Raw genomic sequence first — 20,686 nt, 5'->3', positions numbered from 1 at the left:
TTAGAATGATTCTCTGAATGTTTCATGTAATTAGCTAGCATTTTCTTTTGTCATGGGTGTTAATTCTGATATCAAAAATGATGTTTAGTGCGTAAGGAGGGTGTTTGGAATGATTTATAAACAAAAGAAGGCTGCAGTCAGCCAAGGATTCAAAACTGGAGAGTCCATTGTTTACCCAGCTCATGGTGTTGGAACTATTACAGCGATAGAAGAACAAGAAATTGCAGGAATGAGACTAGAGTATTTTGTCATTGCATTTGATAAAGACAAAATGTGCCTTAAGGTCCCGGTGAGTAAAGCAATAAATATTGGAATGCGAAAGCTCTCAGAAACTCAATTTATAGAGCGAGCTTTAAGATTAGTGCAAGGAAAAGCACGTGTAAAGAGGACAATGTGGTCTCGTCGGGCTCAAGAATATGATGCAAAGATAAACTCTGGAGACTTAATAGCTATTGCAGAAGTTGTACGTGACCTGCATCGAACAAGCAATCAACCTGAAAAATCATATTCCGAACGTCAACTCTATGAGTCTGCCCTAGACAGGATGGTTAGAGAAATAGCCGCAGTAAACCACATATCTGAAACAGAAGCAGTTCGTTTAATTGAAATAAATCTGTCCAAAGGATCTAATCAAAAGAAATCTGTAGACGGAAGCCAAGAAGTTGCAGCATAAGTAAAAAATTATTTTTATTTAGGATTTTTATAAGTAATTATTTTCGAATGTTTTAAAAGTTAATAAACAGTTTAATAATAATTTTAAAGATTTTTTCGACGTTTCATACGTAAAGTTTAAGTAAGTTTAGTGAACACGTATTATAAAATAGTTATCTTAAAAATTCTTTTATACTATTGAACGTATACTGGATTTTATTTTTTTATGTATTGTCAATTTTAAAGATTGATGTATTAATCATATTAAGAAATATATATTATACACACTTAGATCTTTTCTTCAAATAACACAGGTTTAAACATGATGGATCTTTCTTTGTAATCTCCATTCCTAATTTTGTAAGGTTGACTATTTAAAAGCAAATGAAAGGAAATAATATGATGGAGAAAAAATATTACGAGCTTGATGCAAAGCATCGAGGAAAAGTTGGTAAGGGCTCTTCCCGAGAACTTCGTAGAAAAAATCTTATTCCTGCTGTAATTTACGGAGACAAGAAACCCCCTACATCTATATCATTGTCTACTCGAGAAATCGTAAAGAGATTAAATAATGGCGGATTCATGACCACCATCTTAACCGTCAATATTGAAGGAAATAAGGTTCTTGTTCTTCCAAAGAGCTATCAGCTAAATCCTGTAACCGACTCCATAATTCATGTTGATTTTTTACGCATTTCTGAAAACTCAAAGGTATCAGTGCAAGTTCCTATACACTTTATAAATGAAGACAAATCCCCTGGAATCAAACAAAGCGGCATTCTCAATATTGTTTGCCATGAAATCGAGTTAAGATGTCCAACCAATAATATCCCTAATTTCATTACAGTCGATCTCAGCTCTCTAAAAATTAGCGATAATATACATATTTCAGACATAGAGTTACCAAATGATGTTTCTCCTGTGTCACAGGATAATTTTACTATAGCCACAATTGTAGCACCAACTTCAGAAGAGTTAGAAGAGCCTACTGTGGGAGTATAAAATAAACAAAAAGTATTATTATAAATCTTTATAAGAACATTTCTTTATTAAAAGAGCTTATGATCATACAAAATGATTAAAATTGATGATTGCAGTTATACGTATTTTAGTAAATTTTATCTGCTCTTAAATTTTATTAATATATCAAAAGCAAGGAATATATGCTTTTTTAACTTAAGCTTCCCTCATAATAATCTAAACGAATAAAAATTCCATAAAATGATTAAATTTTATGTTTTAAAGTCTTGTATAATACGCAAGCCTAAATCTTTAAGCTGGCTTGGCATAACTGATGTAGGCGCACCTGTAAGAACATCACGACCATTTTGATTCATTGGGAACAATGATATTTCTCGAAGATTTTTAGCACCAACTAAAAGCATCACTATCCTGTCAATACCTGCTGCCATGCCACCGTGCGGCGGCATGCCATATTGAAAAGCACGATATAATGCTCCAAAGCGTTCCTCGACAACTTCTTGACTTAAACCAACATTATTAAATGCTTTAATCATCAAATCAGGCTTATGATTGCGTAAGCCGCCTGAAGCAATTTCAAATCCATTGCAGACCAAATCATACTGAAATGCCTTTATAGATAGGAGATCACCCTGCTCTAAAGCTTTCATACCTCCTTGTGGCATAGAAAAAGGATTGTGAGCGAAATCTAACTTCTTTTCTTCCTCATTCCATTCATAAAATGGAAAATCTAAAACCCAACAAAATTCGAAGAAATCATTATTAATAAGGTTTAATTCCTGAGCAATATAATTACGGGTTTCACCAATAAACTTATAAAATTTTGAAGGGTTTCCTGCGACAAAAAAACACGCCTCACCATTATCTAAATTTAAATAAGTACGCAATGCATTTGTACAATTTGATCCCAGATTTTTGGCTACAGGCCCTGCCCCTTCCAGAAGATCATTTTCATAGCGCCAAAAAATATAACCAAGACCAGGATATCCTTGTTCTTGAGCCCATAAATTCATGCGATCACAAAAAGCACGACTACACTTAGCTTTAACAGGAATTGCCCAAACCTCAACTTTTGGATCAGATGAAATCATATTAGAAAATATTTTAAAGCCTGAATTTTTAAAATATTCTGTAACATTCTCTAAAATAATTGGATTACGTAAATCTGGTTTATCTGATCCATATTTTCGAATTGCATCATCATAAGAAATTCTTGGAAATTTTGACTTTACTTTCCTGTTTACCGCGAATTGTTCAAATATACTACGTATTACAGGCTCAATAGTTACTAATATATCTTCCTGCTCAACAAAACTCATTTCCAGATCAAGTTGATAAAACTCACCAGGCAACCTATCAGATCTAGGATCCTCATCTCTAAAACAAGGTGCAATTTGAAAATATCGGTCGAATCCAGAAGCCATTAACAACTGCTTATATTGCTGAGGAGCTTGAGGAAGAGCGAAGAAAGAACCACGATGAATCCTGCTTGGAACCAAAAAATCCCGCGCTCCTTCTGGAGAAGATGCCGTTAGAATTGGTGTGGAATATTCAAGAAAATTTGCTTTTTCCATACATGTACGCATTGCAGAGATAATTTGTGTACGCTTAACAATATTGCTATGTAGCGTTTCACGCCGCAAATCAAGAAAGCGATATTTAAACCGTATATCTTCAGGGTAATCTGGCTCACCAAATACTGGTAATGGTAATTCTATAGCTACAGAAATAATCTCTATATCTTGAGCATAAAGTTCAATTTCACCAGTAACCATATTAAAATTAATTGCCTCATGAGCTCGCGCCTTAACAACACCATCAACGCGAATAACCCACTCACTACGCACAGTCTCAGAAATCTTAAAACATACCGAATCAGGTTGTACTACTATTTGTGTTATGCCATAATGATCTCGCAAATCAATAAAAAGCACACCACCATGATCACGAACTCGATGAACCCAACCAGAAATTCGAACAGTCGAATCCACATCAGATTTCCTAAGAGCACCACATGTATGACTACGATAACGATGCATAACAATCAATCCAGAAACTTCACTTGAAATAACATCCTTAAATATAAAAACGTAAAATATAAAAACTTACATAAAAGAAGGCATACCTAACAAACATTCTTAAGTCAAATTATACTAAAAACTATTTTAGTAGATATTTAAAAATAGATGACAATTATAATCGGTTATAGTAATTCTATTAAAGAATACAATTAATAAGGTAATTTATGTATATAAATCGACGTAAATTTATAATAGGCAGCACAGCCGCTGCAATATATGGATACCTAGGAAAGAAAAAAGTACAATCCTCTCCTCTTGATTATGAGCCTCTAAAGTTAGAAACACGTATTATTAGCGCTTTACTGACAGAAAAAAATCACACTCAAGGTATTATGGTGTATGGTAATAATAACATACCACCAGTCATAAAAATGCAGCGCGGAAAAAAATTCCATGCACGTTTATATAATGGTATTGGAGAACCAACAACCATTCATTGGCATGGATTACGTATTCCTAACAACATGGATGGTGTACCGTTCTTAACGCAGTCTTATGTGTATCCTAACGATGTATTTGATTACACTTTTATCCCTCCTGATGGAGGAACATTCTGGTGCCATCCACATGGTAATGCACTAACACAAATGGATCGGGGATTAACAGCTGTTGTAGTTGTAGAAGATCCTAAAGATCCTAAATTTGATGAAGAAATCATCCTCAATATTCGTGACTGGCATCTTGATAAAAATGCGCAATTCATAGAATTTAATGCCAACAAATCTAATGAATATAGCTCTTTAGAAGCCATACAATTAACAAATTGGAAAAAAGAACCGCAATATGATATACCAACCAATGGCTTTACAAGGGTTAGAATTGTTTCTACTGATACAAAACGTATAATAAGATTAAAGCTAAAAGGGGCTCAAGCAAAAGTAATCGCATTAGACGGTTATCCTATAAAAGAGGATTTTGTGCTCGAACATCTAATGATTGCTCCTGGGCAAAGGATAGATCTCGCAATGCTTATACCTAATGAAGGGGATATAGCTCAACTATGGGATATAGGAGGGAAAAAACCCTCAAAAATTTCGTCCTTTCGTGCTATAGGCTCATCTCTAAAAAGACACTTAAATGACCTCGGCCCTCTAACTCCTAACCAACTTCCTGAGCCTGATCTATCTTCTTTAAAAGAAATATCTTTTACACTTGCTTCTATAGAAGAAAAAAATCTACAAAATAATAACATAGGTAATTCATCAAGGAACTCTTTCTGGGGAAGAAACGAGAACCCTTGGGGGAACGATTTAAGTCCTCTTGCTGAAATGAAAATAGGAAAGACCTACGTACTGAATATTGACAACCCTACACCCCAAGCCCATCCTTTGCATTTACATGGTTTATTGCTCAAACCAATCTATTCTTCTATTCAACAAGTAAAACCATATTTTTCTGATACATATCTAATACTTCCGGATGAAAAGGTTCGTCTCGCAGTTGTAGCTGATAAGTTAGGAGATTGGGTATTTCATTGCGATATTATTGAACAGCAGAAATCTGGAATGAGTAGCTATATCCGCGTAGCTTAACAACAAAACAATATTTTAATATATAAAATTATTAATGATGATAATTACCTCAACTCTTGAGCTAGAATTAGCCTGTGCTGAACTCACAAAATCGAATTTTGTAACGGTAGACACAGAATTTTTACGAGATGTTACTTTTTGGCCACAGTTGTGCTTAATACAAATAGCCACGCCAAAGATGGGAATTATTATAGACCCACTAGATTCTGAAATCAATTTAAGCGCTTTTTTTAATTTGATGCTTAACCCTTCCATCGTAAAAGTTTTCCACGCTGCACGACAAGATATTGAAATTATCTTTCATATGAGTCGTCAGATTCCTACACCCATTTTTGATACTCAAGTTGCTGCTATGGTTTGCGGCTTTAGAGAATCAATATCGTACGATACTCTTGTGAGAAAGCTTCTCGGCCAACAGATTGACAAATCATCCCGATTTACTAACTGGCACCAAAGACCATTATCTTCTAAACAGCTCGATTATGCATTAGCAGATGTAACTTATCTCTGTGAGATTTATACCATCCTCAAAGCTGAATTAGAACAAACCAAACGAAGTGAATGGTTAAAAGAAGAAATGTCTATCTTAGAAAATCCTCAAACTTACAATCTCCCTCCTGAAGAAATATGGAAACGCATTAAAAATCGTCTAAAAAAACCACAAGAATTAGCTGTTTTAAAATATATCACAACTTGGCGCGAACATGAAGCACGATCACAAAACGTACCTCGAAATAGAATTATCAAAGATGAAACCCTTATTGAAATTGCACAACAACAACCAAGAACGTCTAAAGATATAGAAAAATTGCGATCTATTCATGGTAGTTGGAAACACTCTGATCAAAGCAAAAAAATTATAGAAGCAGTCAACACTGCACTTGCACTTCCTATAAATGAAATGCCTCAACCATCATATAAAACACCTTATTCTGAAGAATCAACAGCAGCTACTGAACTTTTAAAAGTACTCTTAAAACTTACCTGTGAAAAAAACAAAGTTGCACCAAAATTAATTGCCAATGGGAATGATCTTGAAAAGATTGCTACAGAAGGAGATAAAGCTAATGTTATAGCTTTATCTGGTTGGCGACGTGAAATCTTTGGTGAGAAAGCATTAAAAATGATATCAGGCCACTTGGCCTTAGGGTTTTTAAACAACAGAATTGAAGAAATAAAAATATAAACTTACCATAGAAATTTTGGATTTCTCTTAAATGTAAGACCTGATATAACAACATAATACACATAATGAATAATTACATATTTTCAACCGTTAAGGAAGAAGCCGGATTGATGAATAAAACCAGAAGAAAATATGCTTCTTTCCCGGTATAAAATACATCACTTAGTATCATGATTTTTGCTTTTTTTCTAAAATATTTTCCATAAAAAGACTAAAAAGATAATAGCTATCTTGAGGACCAGGAGAAGCTTCTGGGTGATATTGCACCGAAAAAACCGGCTTATCAACAAGACGCAAACCGCAATTGCTTCCATCAAAAAGTGAAATATGAGTTTCTTCAACCCCTTTAGGAAAAGTGCTTGAATCTATTGTGAAGCCATGATTCATAGATACAATCTCTACTTTTCCTGTTATACAATTTTTAACAGGATGATTAGCACCATGATGTCCTTGATGCATCTTCTTAGCCACAGCTCCAAGCGCTAATCCTAAGAGTTGATGCCCTAAACAAATACCAAAAATTGGCAAACCTGTATCAATAAGCTTACGAATAACAGGAAGAGCATAATCAATCATAGCAGAAGGATCACCAGGACCATTTGATAATACAACCCCATCAGGAGTAAGTGCCATAATTTCTTCAAAGGACGATTTTGCAGTAACAACTGAAACTTTGCAACCTAAATTAGCCAATACTCGCAATATATTACGCTTAACACCATAATCAATGCAAACAACATGACATTTAACATCATTTTCACATAACAATGAATATTTTTTATTCCATTGCCAAGAACGTTCCAGCCATTTTATATTCTGTTCTGAAGTTACAACCTTTGCTAAATCACAACCTTTCAAACCACACCAAATTTTTGCTCGCTCTCTAAGAGCGCCAATATCGAAATCTCCTGATGGATGATGAGCAATAACAGCATTCGGTACTCCTTTTTTACGTATCCAAATAGTAAGTGCCCTTGTATCTACACCTGATAAGCCAATAATACCATGTTCTTTTAACCAAATATCGAGATGGGAAACCGAACGATAATTAGAAGGTTCTGTAATATCTGCCTTAATAATAAGACCGACAGGACCTTTAAAACTACCAGAAAATAGGGTTTCGCAGTCTTCATTATTAACTCCGACATTACCGATATGTGGACAAGTAAAGGTTACTATCTGATCTACATAAGAAGGATCCGTCAAAATCTCCTCGTATCCCGTCAAAGCTGTATTAAAACAAACCTCAGCCTGCACGGACCCTATGGCTCCAAATCCTTTACCTTCAATTACACTTCCATCCTCAAGGACTAAAATCGCAGTAGGTTTTTTAACTGTCCAAGGAGCTGTTATAGTCATACACTTCTTTTCCTCTAATAAAAACTTAGACGATTATTATCTTTATTAATCTTTTAAAACAAGCAACAGGAATTAATAAACTGTGTTCATAATTCGACTTTTTAAAAATAAAAATGGAGTGTATTAAGAATTTCTAATTTTTACCAAAAATCTCTCATCCTCTCAAAATCTTTGATTATAGTTCAAAAATCTAAAATTAACTCCTGATGAAAAAAGCTTCCTGAAAATTCAGGCAATTCAATACCCAATTGACTGCTATAATACATATATTATATACTGTTAAATTATATACTTAGACAGAAAAATTAATAAACATTAGGTTAATTATCTAAATATAAAAGTTTTAAACATTATTGTATAGCTCACTGTTCCTTAGATAATTTCCTCTTATTTCTAAAATAAAAAATACTGCATTGATGTATTGAATAGAACGCTGGAGAAGGAAATGGTAATTAAGGAGGGAACTAATATTAGAGAACTTCAAAATCAAATGTCTATTGGAAGGATACGATTTTTATCGCATAAATATGTTCTTATAATTGTTAGTTTATTAATGTTATTTCTTCTTATGATAGCAAGTTGGTTTGGGTATACATATTGGGAACAAAATAAGAATGATAAAATAGGAGATGCTCTTATAGAAGCAATAAAACTTTCTAATGAAAATAAGTTAGAAAAAGCCCTTGCTGCTTTTAAAGATATATCTTCCAAGAATAACAAATCTTATGACATGATGTCACGTATGTACACTGCATCCACATTAGCTCGTATGGGAAGAATACAAGATAGTATAGAAAAGTTTTCTGAAGTTTTTAATGATATCTCTTTTCCTAATGTTATTCGTGATATCGCAAGGCTACATTCTTCTTGGCTTTTCATCAGTATTGAAAAATATCCACAGGCAATAGCAGTTTTAAAGAATCTAGATACTCCTAATAACCCATTACGTTATTCTGCAAGGGAAGCACTAGGTCTTGCAGCTCTCAAAACCGGAGATATTAAAACTGCAAAAGAAACCCTCCAAAAAATTATAAAAGATAAGAATCCTCCTTCCGGAGTCGTGAGTCATGCTCAAATGATGCTCAGTAATATTCAAGCTTCTGGTAAATAAAATAGATCAACGATGACTTTTATGATCGCAATTGTTGGGTCTCCTAATGTAGGAAAGTCCACGCTTTTTAACCGTCTTGTTGGAAAAAAACTAGCACTTGTAGGTGATGTACCGAATCTAACACGTGATCGACGTTATGGTGTAACAAAAATAGGCGACGTTAATTTTAATATTATTGATACAGCAGGTCTCGAAGAAAGTAAGCCTAAAACACTTATAAGAAGGATGTGCAAACAAACAGAAATAGCGCTCCATGAAGCGGATTTAGCTCTTTTTGTGGTAGATTGTAAAGTTGGAGTAACTCCTTACGACAGAACAGTTGCTCAGATGCTACACAAAAAAAAATAAACCAATAATTCTTGTTTATAACAAAGCAGAAGCGTTTTTTTCAGAAAATAATTCTTATGAAGCCTTTTCTCTTGGATTTGGAAAGGCTGTAGTAATTTCAGCTGAACATGGAAAGGGTATATTTGACTTACATGACGCCATTTTAGAAGAAATTAATAACAATAAACATCTTACTAATAAAATATTCGCCATTCCCAGGCATAATACTGACGACAAAACACTCCACGCTGAAGAAAAATTACTTCGTATTGCAGTAGTTGGACGACCAAATGTTGGGAAATCTACTCTTATAAACCATTTCCTTGGAGAAGATCGTCTTTTAACAGGAGATGAGGCAGGAATTACTCGCGATTCAATCAACATTGAATGGAATTGGAAAAACTACTCTGTACAAATTTTTGATACCGCAGGTATACGTCGTCAAAGTAGAATTACCGAAAAAATAGAAAAACTGTCTATAGAAGATAGCTTAAAAGCGATACGCTCTTCTGAAGTAGTTGTTGTTGTTTTGGATGCAACAAATGAAATTGAAAGACAAGATTTTCGTATTATCACTTCTGCTCTATCCGAAGGAAAAGCTACTGTTTTAGCATTTAACAAATGGGACGTTATTCAGAATCGTGAAGAAAGATTTATGGCTTTACACCAAAAAGTCATGAATACATTATTTCAAGCACAGGGAATTCATATAATAACTATTTCAAGCAAAACAGGAGAAGGATTAGATCAGTTAATGCAATCTATTATAAACAGCAAGGATTTATGGAACAAACATATTTCAACGAGCCAACTTAACAATTGGCTAAATATGACTCAAGAAAAAAATCCACCTCCATCTGTATCAGGTCGCCGAAGACATCTAAAGTACATTACACAAGTGAAATCAAGGCCACCTTCCTTTATAATATTTTGTACTTGCAATGTAGATATTCCAAAGTCATATGTACGATATTTAATCAATAGGATGCGTATTGACTTTAATTTACCTGGAATTCCTATCAGGATTCACTTTCGTTTATCTAAAAATCCATATGTCTAGACAATAAAGGCTATGTACTAATAATTTAAAACTTCTTATTGACCATGCTTATAAAAGCATAGAAGTATCTATTATCAATAAAAAATCTTTTCACCTTTACAAAAAATGATCCTATTTTTTGACTTAACAATCACATAGAAAATTGTTGATTGTAATATCGACTATAATCTATAAAGCTTGCGCTTTTTCTGATATAAAGAATATTAATGTTTTTTCTTTATCAATATAGAGTATAGAAGAACATATCTATGCAAATAAAAGAAAGAAGCAAAGACAATGTTATTACAACAAATAACCACGAATTTATCTCAAATAGAATTTGCTCATTTAGGAATCGGGAAACTAGCATATATTCGTAAAATATGCTCTCACGAAATTCTTCGTCACTTTACAAATGTAGCTGAAAATATTGATCCTGATCTGGATTTATGGGCTTTATTTGGAGCGGATGGAACCCCTATTCTGTTCACTGGTAACCGATCTTCTACATTTTTCAAAGCTGCTGAAGAAAAATTAAAAACTGTTACTCTTCACTAAAGATGGTGTAAAACACCTCTGATTAAACACGCTGAAATGCAAGATACGTTGGAGTTCTCCCTGAAAGCTTTCCTTTGGCTTCGTAATAAGTACTAGTCCAATTTGGAAATGGACGAGACCAATCTAAACTTTCTTCTGCAAGCCACTGAAAAGAAAGATGATTACAAAAAGCTAATAGAGTCCAATTTATATAACTCTCTACATCAGAAACGAAATAAAATACCCCACCTGGTTTCAAAACTCTAGAAAATCTATTAAGATTAATCTCAGATATAAAACGCCGTTTCCAATGCCTTTTTTTAGGCCAAGGATCTGGATAAAGAAGGTAAATATCATCAATACTGGTATTAGGTAACCAGTCCAAAAGCTTTACAGCATTATCATTATAAACACGAATATTATTTATATTTTTTTCTTGTAAATTTTTAATAAACTTTACCATAGACATCATAAATGGCTCTACGCCAATAAACCCAGAATGAGGCATTAAAAGAGCGCGATGAAGCAAATTCTCTCCTCTTCCAAATCCGATTTCTAACCTTACTTGATTAATGTCACTACCAAAAAATGCCTCGAAAGGTACTCGTGGAGGCACGTTAAGATCAATTTCTAAACATGGCAAATAATTTTGTATAAAAAAATCCTTAGAGATACCTAGAGATCTACTACGACGACGCCCATAAAATATTTCAGACGCATCTAATTTTTTAAAGTCCTTCATAAATCCTACAATTTAATTGCTGCATTTAAAGCATCAACCAAATCTAACTTCTCCCAAGGGAAAAAACCGTTTTCATCCGGTTTGCGACCAAAGTGGCCATATGCAGAGGTTTTTGAATAAATAGGACGATTAAGATTAAGATGCTTTCGAATACCTGAAACAGATACATCCATAACATCACGAATTGCCTTTTCAACACAATATTCACTAACCTTATCCGAGCCATGAAGATTTACATAAATTGATAATGGTTGGGAAATACCAATAGCATAAGAAAGCTGTATTGTACAACAGCGAGAAAAACCTGCTGCAACAATATTTTTTGCTAGATAACGTGCTGCATAAGCGGCAGAACGATCAACCTTTGTTGCATCCTTTCCAGAGAAAGCTCCTCCACCGTGTGGAGCAGCTCCGCCATATGTATCAACAATAATTTTTCGTCCTGTTAAACCTGCGTCTCCATCAGGACCTCCGATGATAAACTTTCCAGCAGGATTTATATACCAGACACAATCATCAGATATTTTAATATCATTCAAAGCCATGCGTATATAAGGTTCTACTATAGAACGTATTTTATATGAATCCCAAGAAGGCTCAAGATGTTGCGTCGATAAAACAATAGACGTAACTTCAGAAACTTTTCCATCTATATAACGCAAAGTAATTTGACTTTTTGAATCAGGACCAAGTTTAGCAACATCTCCATCACCTTTTTTACGAGCTTCAGAAAGTATACGAAGAATTCGATGTGCATAGTAAATAGGAGCAGGCATAAAATCTATTGTTTCACGACAGGCATACCCAAACATTATGCCTTGGTCGCCTGCACCTTCACTATTATGATTATCAGTTGCCCTATCTACTCCACGAGCTATATCAGCAGATTGAAAATGTAATAAAATATCAATACATACCGTTTGCCAATGGAATCCCTTCTGCTCATAGCCGATAGAACGTATTGCTGCACGAGCAGTTTCTTCAAATCTCTCTGTGTTTATAACATATAAACCATTGTTATCTTTTTTCATAAGAGCTTTAGGAAGACGAACTTCACCAACAATGAATACCTTATTTGTCGTTACTATAGTCTCACATGCAACTCGAACATGCTGTACTACACCTTCTTTTATAGCTTCACGGTAAATCAAATCAACGATTTCATCAGAAATACGATCACAAATTTTATCTGGATGTCCTTCCGAAACCGATTCACTTGAAAAAAGGTATTCTGAACGCATTACTAAACTCTCCTAGAAAGGCTCTTAATTATAAAAATGGCTTTTATTGGAGTAGGATACAATACTTTTAATCTTTTTTATCCTTATCTTCCGATGCTAACACTTTCACTAATTCAATTACTTTTTGACGTACTTTATGATCCTCTATACGAATGAAAGCTCGGTTAAGATGCAATCCTTCTGATGAAGAAAGAAAATCTACAATATAGTTTGCTTCAGATGAAATACTTGGACTATCTGAAGGTGCATCCTCAAAGAAAAAAGATACAGGAACATTAAGTATAGTGGAAATATTTTTAAGCCGACTTGCTCCAACACGATTAGTTCCCTTTTCATATTTCTGAACTTGTTGAAAGGTTATACCTAAACTTTCTCCAAGTTTTTCTTGACTCATGCCAAGCAAAGTTCGACGCAAGCGAATACGACTTCCAACATAAATATCAATTGGATTAGGACTGCTTTTTTTAATTTCACTCATATTTATTGACCTGACTATAAATTTTTATACATTATTATGATTAATAACTTTCTTCTCAAAAACCTTTGAAAAGAAAATACCGAAATAAACTAGTACTCAAAACAAACCCTTAATATGTCTACTCACTCAGGACCTCACTATACGAAGAAACTAAGCAAGCACTTAAAAAGCGGTAAAATACTTATAAACACAAACATGCCTTTTATTTCTACCAATTAAGTAGAACGCCTAAAAAAAAGCAAACTATATCCTATGAAAGCTCCAAAAAGTAATACTATTTCAATAAGCCAAAAATTTCTTACACGAGCTGTAGTACTAATACCTAATGTTATCTCAGGTTGGAAGCATATGTCAATGGATCCTATTCTATCAATACCAAGAGATGATATTATTTGACCTTTTTCATCAACAAAAGCCGAAATACCGTTATTTGCAGCACGAATTAAGGGCAACCCCAACTCTACTGCCTGTATTCGTGCGTATCTAAAATGTTGATAAGCTGCTGTTATATTTGAAATCCAAGAATCATCTGTTAGATTTAAAATTGCATCTGAAGAATTACTATCTACCTTAATGTTATTAGAAAATAAAATCTCATAAGAAATAAATGAATACAGCTTAGTGCCATTAGGTAATATAAGTCTTTCTGATCTTCTGGAAGAAGATGAATAATCTCTTAATTTTAAAAAAGAACTCAAACCAAAAACCTTAAAAAAATCCTTATAAGGCAAATATTCAATAAAAGGTATCAAATGTATTTTATCTGATGCAGCTAAAATTCTACCTTTATTATCTATCACATACACTGAATCATAATATATAGGCTTATTTCTTATGCCATGCTCTTCCTTGCGCACAACTCCAGAAATCAATATTTGCCCTTCCTTTAAAACTTCGGCAACACGTAATAAAACATCTGGTTTATCTGTAACAATAAAAGGAATAGCTTTTTCTGGCCAAATTATTACAACAGGTTCTGGATTTCCTGGAATAGGAGCATGCGCTGTCATATCTAAATATTGCTTGAAAACTTTCTCCCAATTATCCTTATTCATTTCCATATTTTGATTAATATTAGGCTGAATTATACGTATTGCAAAAGGTTTGTGTATATTCTGCGAGATATTTGGAAAAAAATTTAATACCCAAGCTCCATACGAAATATGCATTATTAATAAAAAAGCACCTAAAAAAACTCCTGTTTTCATACCTTGTCGTGTACCAATTAATGCTGGTACAGAAAAACAAAACACGCCCAAAGCACAAATACCAAATAAACCAATCAAATGAACAGATTGCATCATCATAGGAATTGGCATAATAGCATATCCTATGCAATTCCATGAAAAACCTGTGAAAATCCAACTTCGCAGCCATTCACAATAACCAAAAGCGCAAGCAAGAGCACATATGCGGCCTATACCATCAGACCATAAAATTGCCGCTAAAAATGTAGCAATTCCATAAAAAGATGCTAATAAAACAACAAAAGCAATTAAAAGTACTTTGGGCGAACTTAAAAAAATACTTATATTTGTAAACTCTGCCAGTGCTCCGTTAAAGCAAAAAAGTCCAACTAAAAAATACCCGAATCCAAAAAGCCATCCAATAAAGAAAGAAGACCAAAGTCGACTGACAATACCACTTCTATATCCTGCAGAAACTCCGTCAAGCAACCAAACCAATAAGGTAAAAGATATAAAAAACGCTACGAAAATGTCAAAAGGAGGTAAAGCTAACGCACCTAAAGCCCCAGCAATCAAAGCAACTAGATATTGCCTTGTCCCTGCCAGAAGCATAATTTTTCCAGCTAGCTTTTCCAATACTAGTTCCTTTCCTATCTAATAATAATTTCCAGTCCTGTAATACTATTTACTCATCATCAGAGACATACTCTATAATATCTTTTGTTTTTCTCTTATAATCGACAATATTTCGAATTCGAACTCGATGAACACGACGTGAATCTGATTCTAAAATTAAAAACTCAAATCCAGGAATAGCATGGACGATTTCTCCTCGTACTGGTATACGCCCCAATACTGAAAAAATTAATCCACCAAGGCTATCTACATCATCCAACCATTTACGCACATCGAAATCTGAACCTATAACTTCTGCAAGTTCCTCCAATTCAACGCGAGCATCAACCACAAAAGTATTATCTGAAATAATAGAAATCATTACCTTCCTATCATCATGCTCATCTTCAATATCTCCTATCAATATCTCTACAATATCCTCATGAGAAGCAAGACCATCTGTCCCGCCGTATTCATCTATTACAAGAGCCATTTGTGTGCGATGTACTTGCATATGACGCAACAAATTGGAAGCTAGCATTGATGGAGGAACAAAAAGAACATTTCTTATCAGCCCTGATTCAGCGAGCTTTAAACTAAGGTTGACTTTATCAAGATTAATAACACTATCTTCTTTAAAATCCTGTGCAGCTCTCGAGATATAGGCCATTAAGTCTCGTATATGAATCATACCTGTTGGGTTATCTAACGTCCCACTATATATTGGCATACGCGACCTTCCGAATTTCTCTAACATTATCATCGCTTCCCCAATTGTGACAGTATCTTCCATAGCATCAATACCTGCACGCGGAATCATAACATCCCTGACACGAACTTCTCGAAACCGTAAAATATTAATAAGCAATTCTTTTTCTTCAGAAGAAAAAGCCGTATCTGATACATTATTTGTAAGCAATGCATTTGCAAGCTCTTGTCTTAAATGCATTCTCTGAACAGGCCATAACATACGCGCAGCACGACGCCAAAATGAAGAAGTTTCTCTTTTTTCTTCTCCTCCTGCAGAAGAAGCTTCTTCACCATTCAGTTCAACATTGGAATTAGTTTTTAGACTACTCATTTTAAAAATTAACTTAGAATAAAATATAGCCTTCATACGGATCAGAAAATCCAAGATTAGCTAAAATACAAGTCTCTAATTCTTCCATTATACAAGCATCCCTATCATTTACATGATTATACCCTAAAAGATGTAAAAAGCCATGTATAATTAAATGAGTTAAATGGTTTTCAAAAGTCTTTTGAAATTCAATTGCTTCCTGTTCTATCACTTCATAGGCAAGGACAATATCTCCTATTACACTTAAACACTTGCTATCCATACAAAAATTAGACGGGAAAGACAAAACATTGGTTGACTTATCTACCCCACGCCATATAGAATTAAGTTCTCTAATTGAAATTGAATCAGTAAAAAGAAACGATACTTCAATAGCTCTTTCAACGACAAAGGGCCTATCTTTAGAAAAAAGAAACCGTAGAGCTTCGTTAATAATTTTATCACAAAATACATATAAATTGTTAATTCTTAACCATGCTGTACTCTCTACAGCTATCTGTATATATAGCTGCGGGACATTCATATCTTAATTATTCCTTTTAAAAATTACAATAACATAACCATAATAAATATGAACATAAAACAATGATGTAACGGAGAACTTCTTCTTTAAAGATCAATATCAAAATACATAAATATTATCCTTGACACTCTAAAAACAATCTACCTACTCTACTATTTATAGATAATCATCAGCCTTGATAAAGAAACTTGAAACATTGACTTTAAACTTAAAATAATATCATTAAAATATGATATTACAACTCATTAATCAAAGAATTTAATATCATTCACTACAAAAATAATTTCAATACTTAAGATTTGTTATAAATTAAATCCTGAAAGAAAAAATCCAATGGATATTGGCTCTCAAATTACTTTATGGTTCACTAATAAAGACTTTCCTTTTTATACAAAAAACTCACCATACAAAGTATTAACCCCAATACCTGTTATACAAACATTTACAATATCTCCAATATTACAATCCTTAGAATCAATAATTACGGACTGCAGCCACGGAGAACGCCCTATAAGCTGACCTGATTTCCGACCTTTCTTTTCTATAAGCAACTCTATTGATTTACCTATACAAGATTGATTAAAGGCTGTTTGTTGATTATGAAGAGTCTCTTGAAGTCGTTTTAATCTTTCGGATTTTACAGAATCACTAATTTGATAACACATATCAGCACTTGGAGTGCCAGGACGAGGGGAATACTTAAATGAGAAAGCTTGTGCATAGCCTACTGCTTCAACAAGATGCATAGTCTCTTCAAAGTCACTATCTGTTTCTCCAGGGAAACCAACAATAAAATCACTTGAAATAGCTATATCAGAACGAACAGCCCTAACCTGTTCAATAATACGAATATATTCTTGAACAGTATGGCGCCGATTCATTGAATGCAGTATCTTATTCGAACCAGATTGTACTGGTAAATGCAAATAAGGCATAAGAATATCCAAATCTCCATGTGCCTTAATCAAATGATCATCCATATCACGAGGATGACTCGTAGTATACCGCAACCGCCTCAATCCCGGTATCTCTGCAAGAGAATATAACAAATCTCCAAAACTACATTTCTTTCCATCTAGCCCTTGCCCACGCCAAGCATTAACATTCTGCCCTAATAAAGTAATTTCTCGAACTCCTGACTGCACCAAAATAGAAGCTTCTTCGAAAACCTGTGCAACTGACCGAGATACCTCATTTCCACGTGTATACGGTACAACACAGAAAGTACAAAACTTATCACAACCTTCTTGTATTGTAAGAAAAGCAGCTACACCTCGCGATTTAATACGTCCACCATCAACATCTGAAAGACGCTGAAATTTATCCTCAAAAGAATAATCTGTATGTACAACCTTTTCGCCAAGCTGAACTCGGTTTAAAAATTCTGGCAAACGATAATAAGTCTGTGGGCCTACTACTATATCAACCACAGGCGCACGGTTCAAAATCTCCTCTCCTTCGGCCTGAGCAACACATCCTGCAACCACAACTATTATATCTTTTCCTTGTTCTTTTTGACGAGTTTTCCATTTACGCAATTTACCAAGAGCAGAATAAACTTTATCTGCAGCTTTTTCTCGTATATGACAGGTATTCAAAACAACAAGATCCGCTTCCTCTTCAAACTCGGTGAGTTCATAACCTTTACATGATAACATATCGACCATACGCATAGAATCATAAACATTCATCTGACAACCATAAGTCTTTATAAAAACCTTACGTAATAAATTTTTCTCAATAGTCTGATCCATACTATAAAAGTTATTCCTTTATTATGAGATGTATGATCTTAAAATAATTCAAATACGCTAACTTATTAACAAGCAACTTTTTTGTCTATGTAATTTTTTTAATTAGAATAAAAATATTTATATAAAAGCTTCTCTGAAAAGAGATTATAACTTGCAAATCAAAAGTTTAAACATACGAAACTCTTCAACAGAAGTAAATACTCAGCGTTTCTTATTGGATATTGATATGCCATACAATTCAAGACGGTGACCAACCAAGGAAAAACCATTGTCTTTGGCAATTTTTTCTTGCAATGCCTCAATCTCTGGTGAGTGAAACTCTATTACTTTCCTGCTCTTAATATCTATTAAATGATCATGATGCCTAGCAGGTATAAGCTCATAACGAGAGCGACCATCTCCAAAATCATGCCGCTCTATAACTCCTGCACTTTCAAAAAGCTTCAGAGTTCGATAAACAGTAGATATTGATATATTAGAATTAAAAGCTACTGATCGGTTATAAAGCTCCTCGACATCTGGATGATCTTCAGATTCTTCTAAAATACGCGCTATTAACTTACGTTGCTCTGTCATGCGTATACAGCGACGAGAACAGTTTTCTTCTAAAGTATTCTTGAAAGAATTTTCTAACTTCTTCGTTACAGACATTTATAAATCTCTACCTAAAGAAGTAATAATCACCGTTGAAATCATAAGAAGAAGCCTCAATCACACCACATAAAAACATATTTCATAATATCTGTGAGATTCACAAGAATCATGAATTTTTTATACTGCAAAAATGTAACATTATACTTTAATTCTCCTATACTATCAACTATATAAAAAATTTTTTATAAAATCTCTTTAAAAAAGAAATTGTACCTAAATGATAATCATCAAAATGAGGCTATAATATAAATACTCTATGGCAGAAAAAAATAAATCGGCCTTGGCGATTGTGGTAATCTTAAAGCTCCTAACCGTGCAATAACATCAATGGGATAGCGATCAATTTTCATATCAAGCTCCTTGAAAGCATCAACACCATACCCCACAGTAACACCATTAAAATTTTCTATAAAAACACAAGCCTTCTCATAAGAAACAAGCATAGCTTCAGATAACGGAGATCCGTCTATAGAAAAACTTTGCAAATAAACATACCCTATACGCCCATTAATTAATGCCATAACAGAATTTTTAGAAGATCGTTCAAGATATGCATGCGCCAAAACCTCTAAATTTCCAATTCCAAGAGCTGGACAACCAAGAGCTAAAGCAAACCCTCGTGCAGCAGATACAGCAACACGAACTCCTGTAAATGAACCAGGACCTACCGTTGTAACAATACATTCAACTTGTGAAATAGAAAGGCCTGATTTAATAATAGCGGCATCCACAGATTCTATTAAATACTCAGCATGACCACGCCCTAAAACCTTGACATCAAAACCCAAAACACCGGTGCTTAAACTATCATAAACAGCAACAGAGCATTCTACAGAAGATGTGTCAAGCGCAAGGATTATCAAGTGAATATATGATTAAGTAGACTGAATTTCTTTAACTTCGGGAACAAAATGGCTTAACAGTCTCTCAACACCATGCTTAAGTGTAGCTGAAGAAGAAGGGCAACCTGAACAAGAACCCTTCATGCTCAAGAAAACAGTACCATTACGGTATCCTTTGAATGTTATATCGCCTCCATCCTTAGCTACGGCTGGACGGACACGTGAATCCAAAAGATCTTTAATAGCTTTTACAATCAAAATATCAGCCTCATCAAAAAACTCACTTTCACTATCGGAAGATTGCACTAAATCTACTTCAGTAGACATAACAGGATTCCCAGACATGAAATGTTCCATGATTACACCAAGAATAGCAGGCTTAAGATGCTTCCACTCATACTCTTTGTCTTGCTTTGTCACAGTAATAAAATCATATCCCAAATAAACAGCACAAACGCCATTAATAGAAAAAATAATAGATGCCAATGGAGAGACAGAAGCTTGCTCTAAACTATAAAAATCAGCTGTACCCCTAGGAAGAACAATTTTTCCTGGAATAAATTTCATCGTGGCAGGATTGGGAGTAGACTCAGTTTGTATAAACACTTTTATCTCCTCATATTTTTTTATGCAAACAAACAATATTAATGATAAAGGAAAAGACCGTTTCAAAAAACCTAGATAAAATTAAAACAATAATATCCTTCAAAAAACTCATTAGCATTAACATACTCGCGCGTTTTATTTTATAGAAATCTTATAAAA

18 protein-coding genes and 1 pseudogene are annotated in these 20,686 nt (G+C 34.0%); 7 read left to right on the top strand and 12 right to left on the bottom strand.

Annotated features, from left to right (window positions below):
* Positions 1-109 precede the first annotated feature (109 nt).
* A complete protein-coding gene (locus B488_RS00855) occupies positions 110-673 on the top strand; it encodes a CarD family transcriptional regulator (RefSeq protein ID WP_015272592.1) in 564 nt (187 codons plus the stop codon).
* Between the two features lie 380 nt (positions 674-1,053).
* Positions 1,054-1,653 (top strand): 50S ribosomal protein L25/general stress protein Ctc, encoded by a 600-nt coding sequence (locus B488_RS00850; protein WP_041770521.1) that lies wholly within the window; start codon positions 1,054-1,056, stop codon positions 1,651-1,653.
* Between the two features lie 230 nt (positions 1,654-1,883).
* Here the strand turns inward: B488_RS00850 and aspS are convergent, their stop codons facing one another.
* Positions 1,884-3,671 carry an aspartate--tRNA ligase gene (gene aspS, locus B488_RS00845; protein ID WP_015272590.1) on the bottom strand — a complete coding sequence of 596 codons (1,788 nt, stop codon included), beginning with the start codon at positions 3,669-3,671 and terminating at the stop codon, positions 1,884-1,886.
* A gap of 206 nt (positions 3,672-3,877) precedes the next feature.
* On the opposite strand from aspS, the gene B488_RS00840 reads away from it, so the two are divergent.
* A complete protein-coding gene (locus tag B488_RS00840; RefSeq protein WP_015272589.1) occupies positions 3,878-5,245 on the top strand; it encodes a multicopper oxidase family protein in 1,368 nt (455 codons plus the stop codon).
* Positions 5,246-5,285: 40 nt separating this feature from the next.
* Entirely contained in the window at positions 5,286-6,431 is a 1,146-nt protein-coding gene (rnd, locus tag B488_RS00835) for a ribonuclease D (RefSeq protein WP_041770904.1), read from the top strand.
* A gap of 168 nt (positions 6,432-6,599) precedes the next feature.
* Here rnd and carA read toward each other — a convergent pair whose 3' ends face one another.
* Positions 6,600-7,790, bottom strand: a complete 1,191-nt coding sequence (carA, locus tag B488_RS00830; protein ID WP_015272587.1) for a glutamine-hydrolyzing carbamoyl-phosphate synthase small subunit — start codon at positions 7,788-7,790, stop codon at positions 6,600-6,602.
* 445 nt (positions 7,791-8,235) lie between these two features.
* On the opposite strand from carA, the gene B488_RS00825 reads away from it, so the two are divergent.
* The 3 genes and pseudogenes from B488_RS00825 to B488_RS00815 all read left to right on the top strand — a co-directional run bounded on the left by B488_RS00825 (position 8,236) and on the right by B488_RS00815 (position 10,825).
* A complete protein-coding gene (locus B488_RS00825; RefSeq protein WP_041770519.1) occupies positions 8,236-8,901 on the top strand; it encodes a tetratricopeptide repeat protein in 666 nt (221 codons plus the stop codon).
* A 12-nt stretch (positions 8,902-8,913) separates the two neighbouring features.
* A pseudogene (gene der, locus B488_RS00820) lies at positions 8,914-10,288 on the top strand (ribosome biogenesis GTPase Der).
* Between the two features lie 276 nt (positions 10,289-10,564).
* The gene (locus tag B488_RS00815) at positions 10,565-10,825 is read left to right on the top strand and encodes a BQ00720 family protein (protein ID WP_015272584.1); all 261 of its coding nucleotides are present in this window, start codon (positions 10,565-10,567) and stop codon (positions 10,823-10,825) included.
* Positions 10,826-10,847: 22 nt separating this feature from the next.
* Here B488_RS00815 and trmB read toward each other — a convergent pair whose 3' ends face one another.
* From trmB to B488_RS00765, 10 genes are all read right to left on the bottom strand, one after another.
* Positions 10,848-11,546 (bottom strand): tRNA (guanosine(46)-N7)-methyltransferase TrmB, encoded by a 699-nt coding sequence (trmB, locus tag B488_RS00810; RefSeq protein WP_015272583.1) that lies wholly within the window; start codon positions 11,544-11,546, stop codon positions 10,848-10,850.
* Positions 11,547-11,551: 5 nt separating this feature from the next.
* Entirely contained in the window at positions 11,552-12,787 is a 1,236-nt protein-coding gene (gene metK, locus B488_RS00805; RefSeq protein ID WP_015272582.1) for a methionine adenosyltransferase, read from the bottom strand.
* A gap of 67 nt (positions 12,788-12,854) precedes the next feature.
* Complete coding sequence (locus B488_RS00800) at positions 12,855-13,265, bottom strand: helix-turn-helix domain-containing protein (protein WP_015272581.1); 411 nt, start codon at positions 13,263-13,265, stop codon at positions 12,855-12,857.
* Positions 13,266-13,480: 215 nt separating this feature from the next.
* The gene (gene lnt, locus B488_RS00795; RefSeq protein ID WP_015272580.1) at positions 13,481-15,088 is read right to left on the bottom strand and encodes an apolipoprotein N-acyltransferase; all 1,608 of its coding nucleotides are present in this window, start codon (positions 15,086-15,088) and stop codon (positions 13,481-13,483) included.
* Between the two features lie 49 nt (positions 15,089-15,137).
* Positions 15,138-16,148, bottom strand: a complete 1,011-nt coding sequence (locus B488_RS00790) for a hemolysin family protein (protein ID WP_015272579.1) — start codon at positions 16,146-16,148, stop codon at positions 15,138-15,140.
* A 13-nt stretch (positions 16,149-16,161) separates the two neighbouring features.
* Entirely contained in the window at positions 16,162-16,671 is a 510-nt protein-coding gene (gene ybeY, locus B488_RS00785; RefSeq protein WP_015272578.1) for an rRNA maturation RNase YbeY, read from the bottom strand.
* Between the two features lie 386 nt (positions 16,672-17,057).
* Positions 17,058-18,425, bottom strand: coding sequence for a tRNA (N6-isopentenyl adenosine(37)-C2)-methylthiotransferase MiaB (gene miaB, locus B488_RS00780; RefSeq protein WP_015272577.1), 1,368 nt, complete (start codon positions 18,423-18,425; stop codon positions 17,058-17,060).
* Positions 18,426-18,626: 201 nt separating this feature from the next.
* Entirely contained in the window at positions 18,627-19,076 is a 450-nt protein-coding gene (locus tag B488_RS00775) for a Fur family transcriptional regulator (RefSeq protein WP_015272576.1), read from the bottom strand.
* 257 nt (positions 19,077-19,333) lie between these two features.
* Positions 19,334-19,942 carry a tRNA (adenosine(37)-N6)-threonylcarbamoyltransferase complex dimerization subunit type 1 TsaB gene (tsaB, locus tag B488_RS00770; protein WP_015272575.1) on the bottom strand — a complete coding sequence of 203 codons (609 nt, stop codon included), beginning with the start codon at positions 19,940-19,942 and terminating at the stop codon, positions 19,334-19,336.
* Between the two features lie 12 nt (positions 19,943-19,954).
* Complete coding sequence (locus tag B488_RS00765; protein ID WP_015272574.1) at positions 19,955-20,527, bottom strand: NifU family protein; 573 nt, start codon at positions 20,525-20,527, stop codon at positions 19,955-19,957.
* Between the last annotated feature and the right edge of the window lie 159 nt (positions 20,528-20,686).

It is taken from the genome of Liberibacter crescens BT-1 (assembly GCF_000325745.1).
In the GTDB taxonomy this organism is placed as follows: Bacteria; Pseudomonadota; Alphaproteobacteria; order Rhizobiales; family Rhizobiaceae; genus Liberibacter; species Liberibacter crescens.
This window is presented reverse-complemented; position numbering and strand designations above follow the sequence as displayed.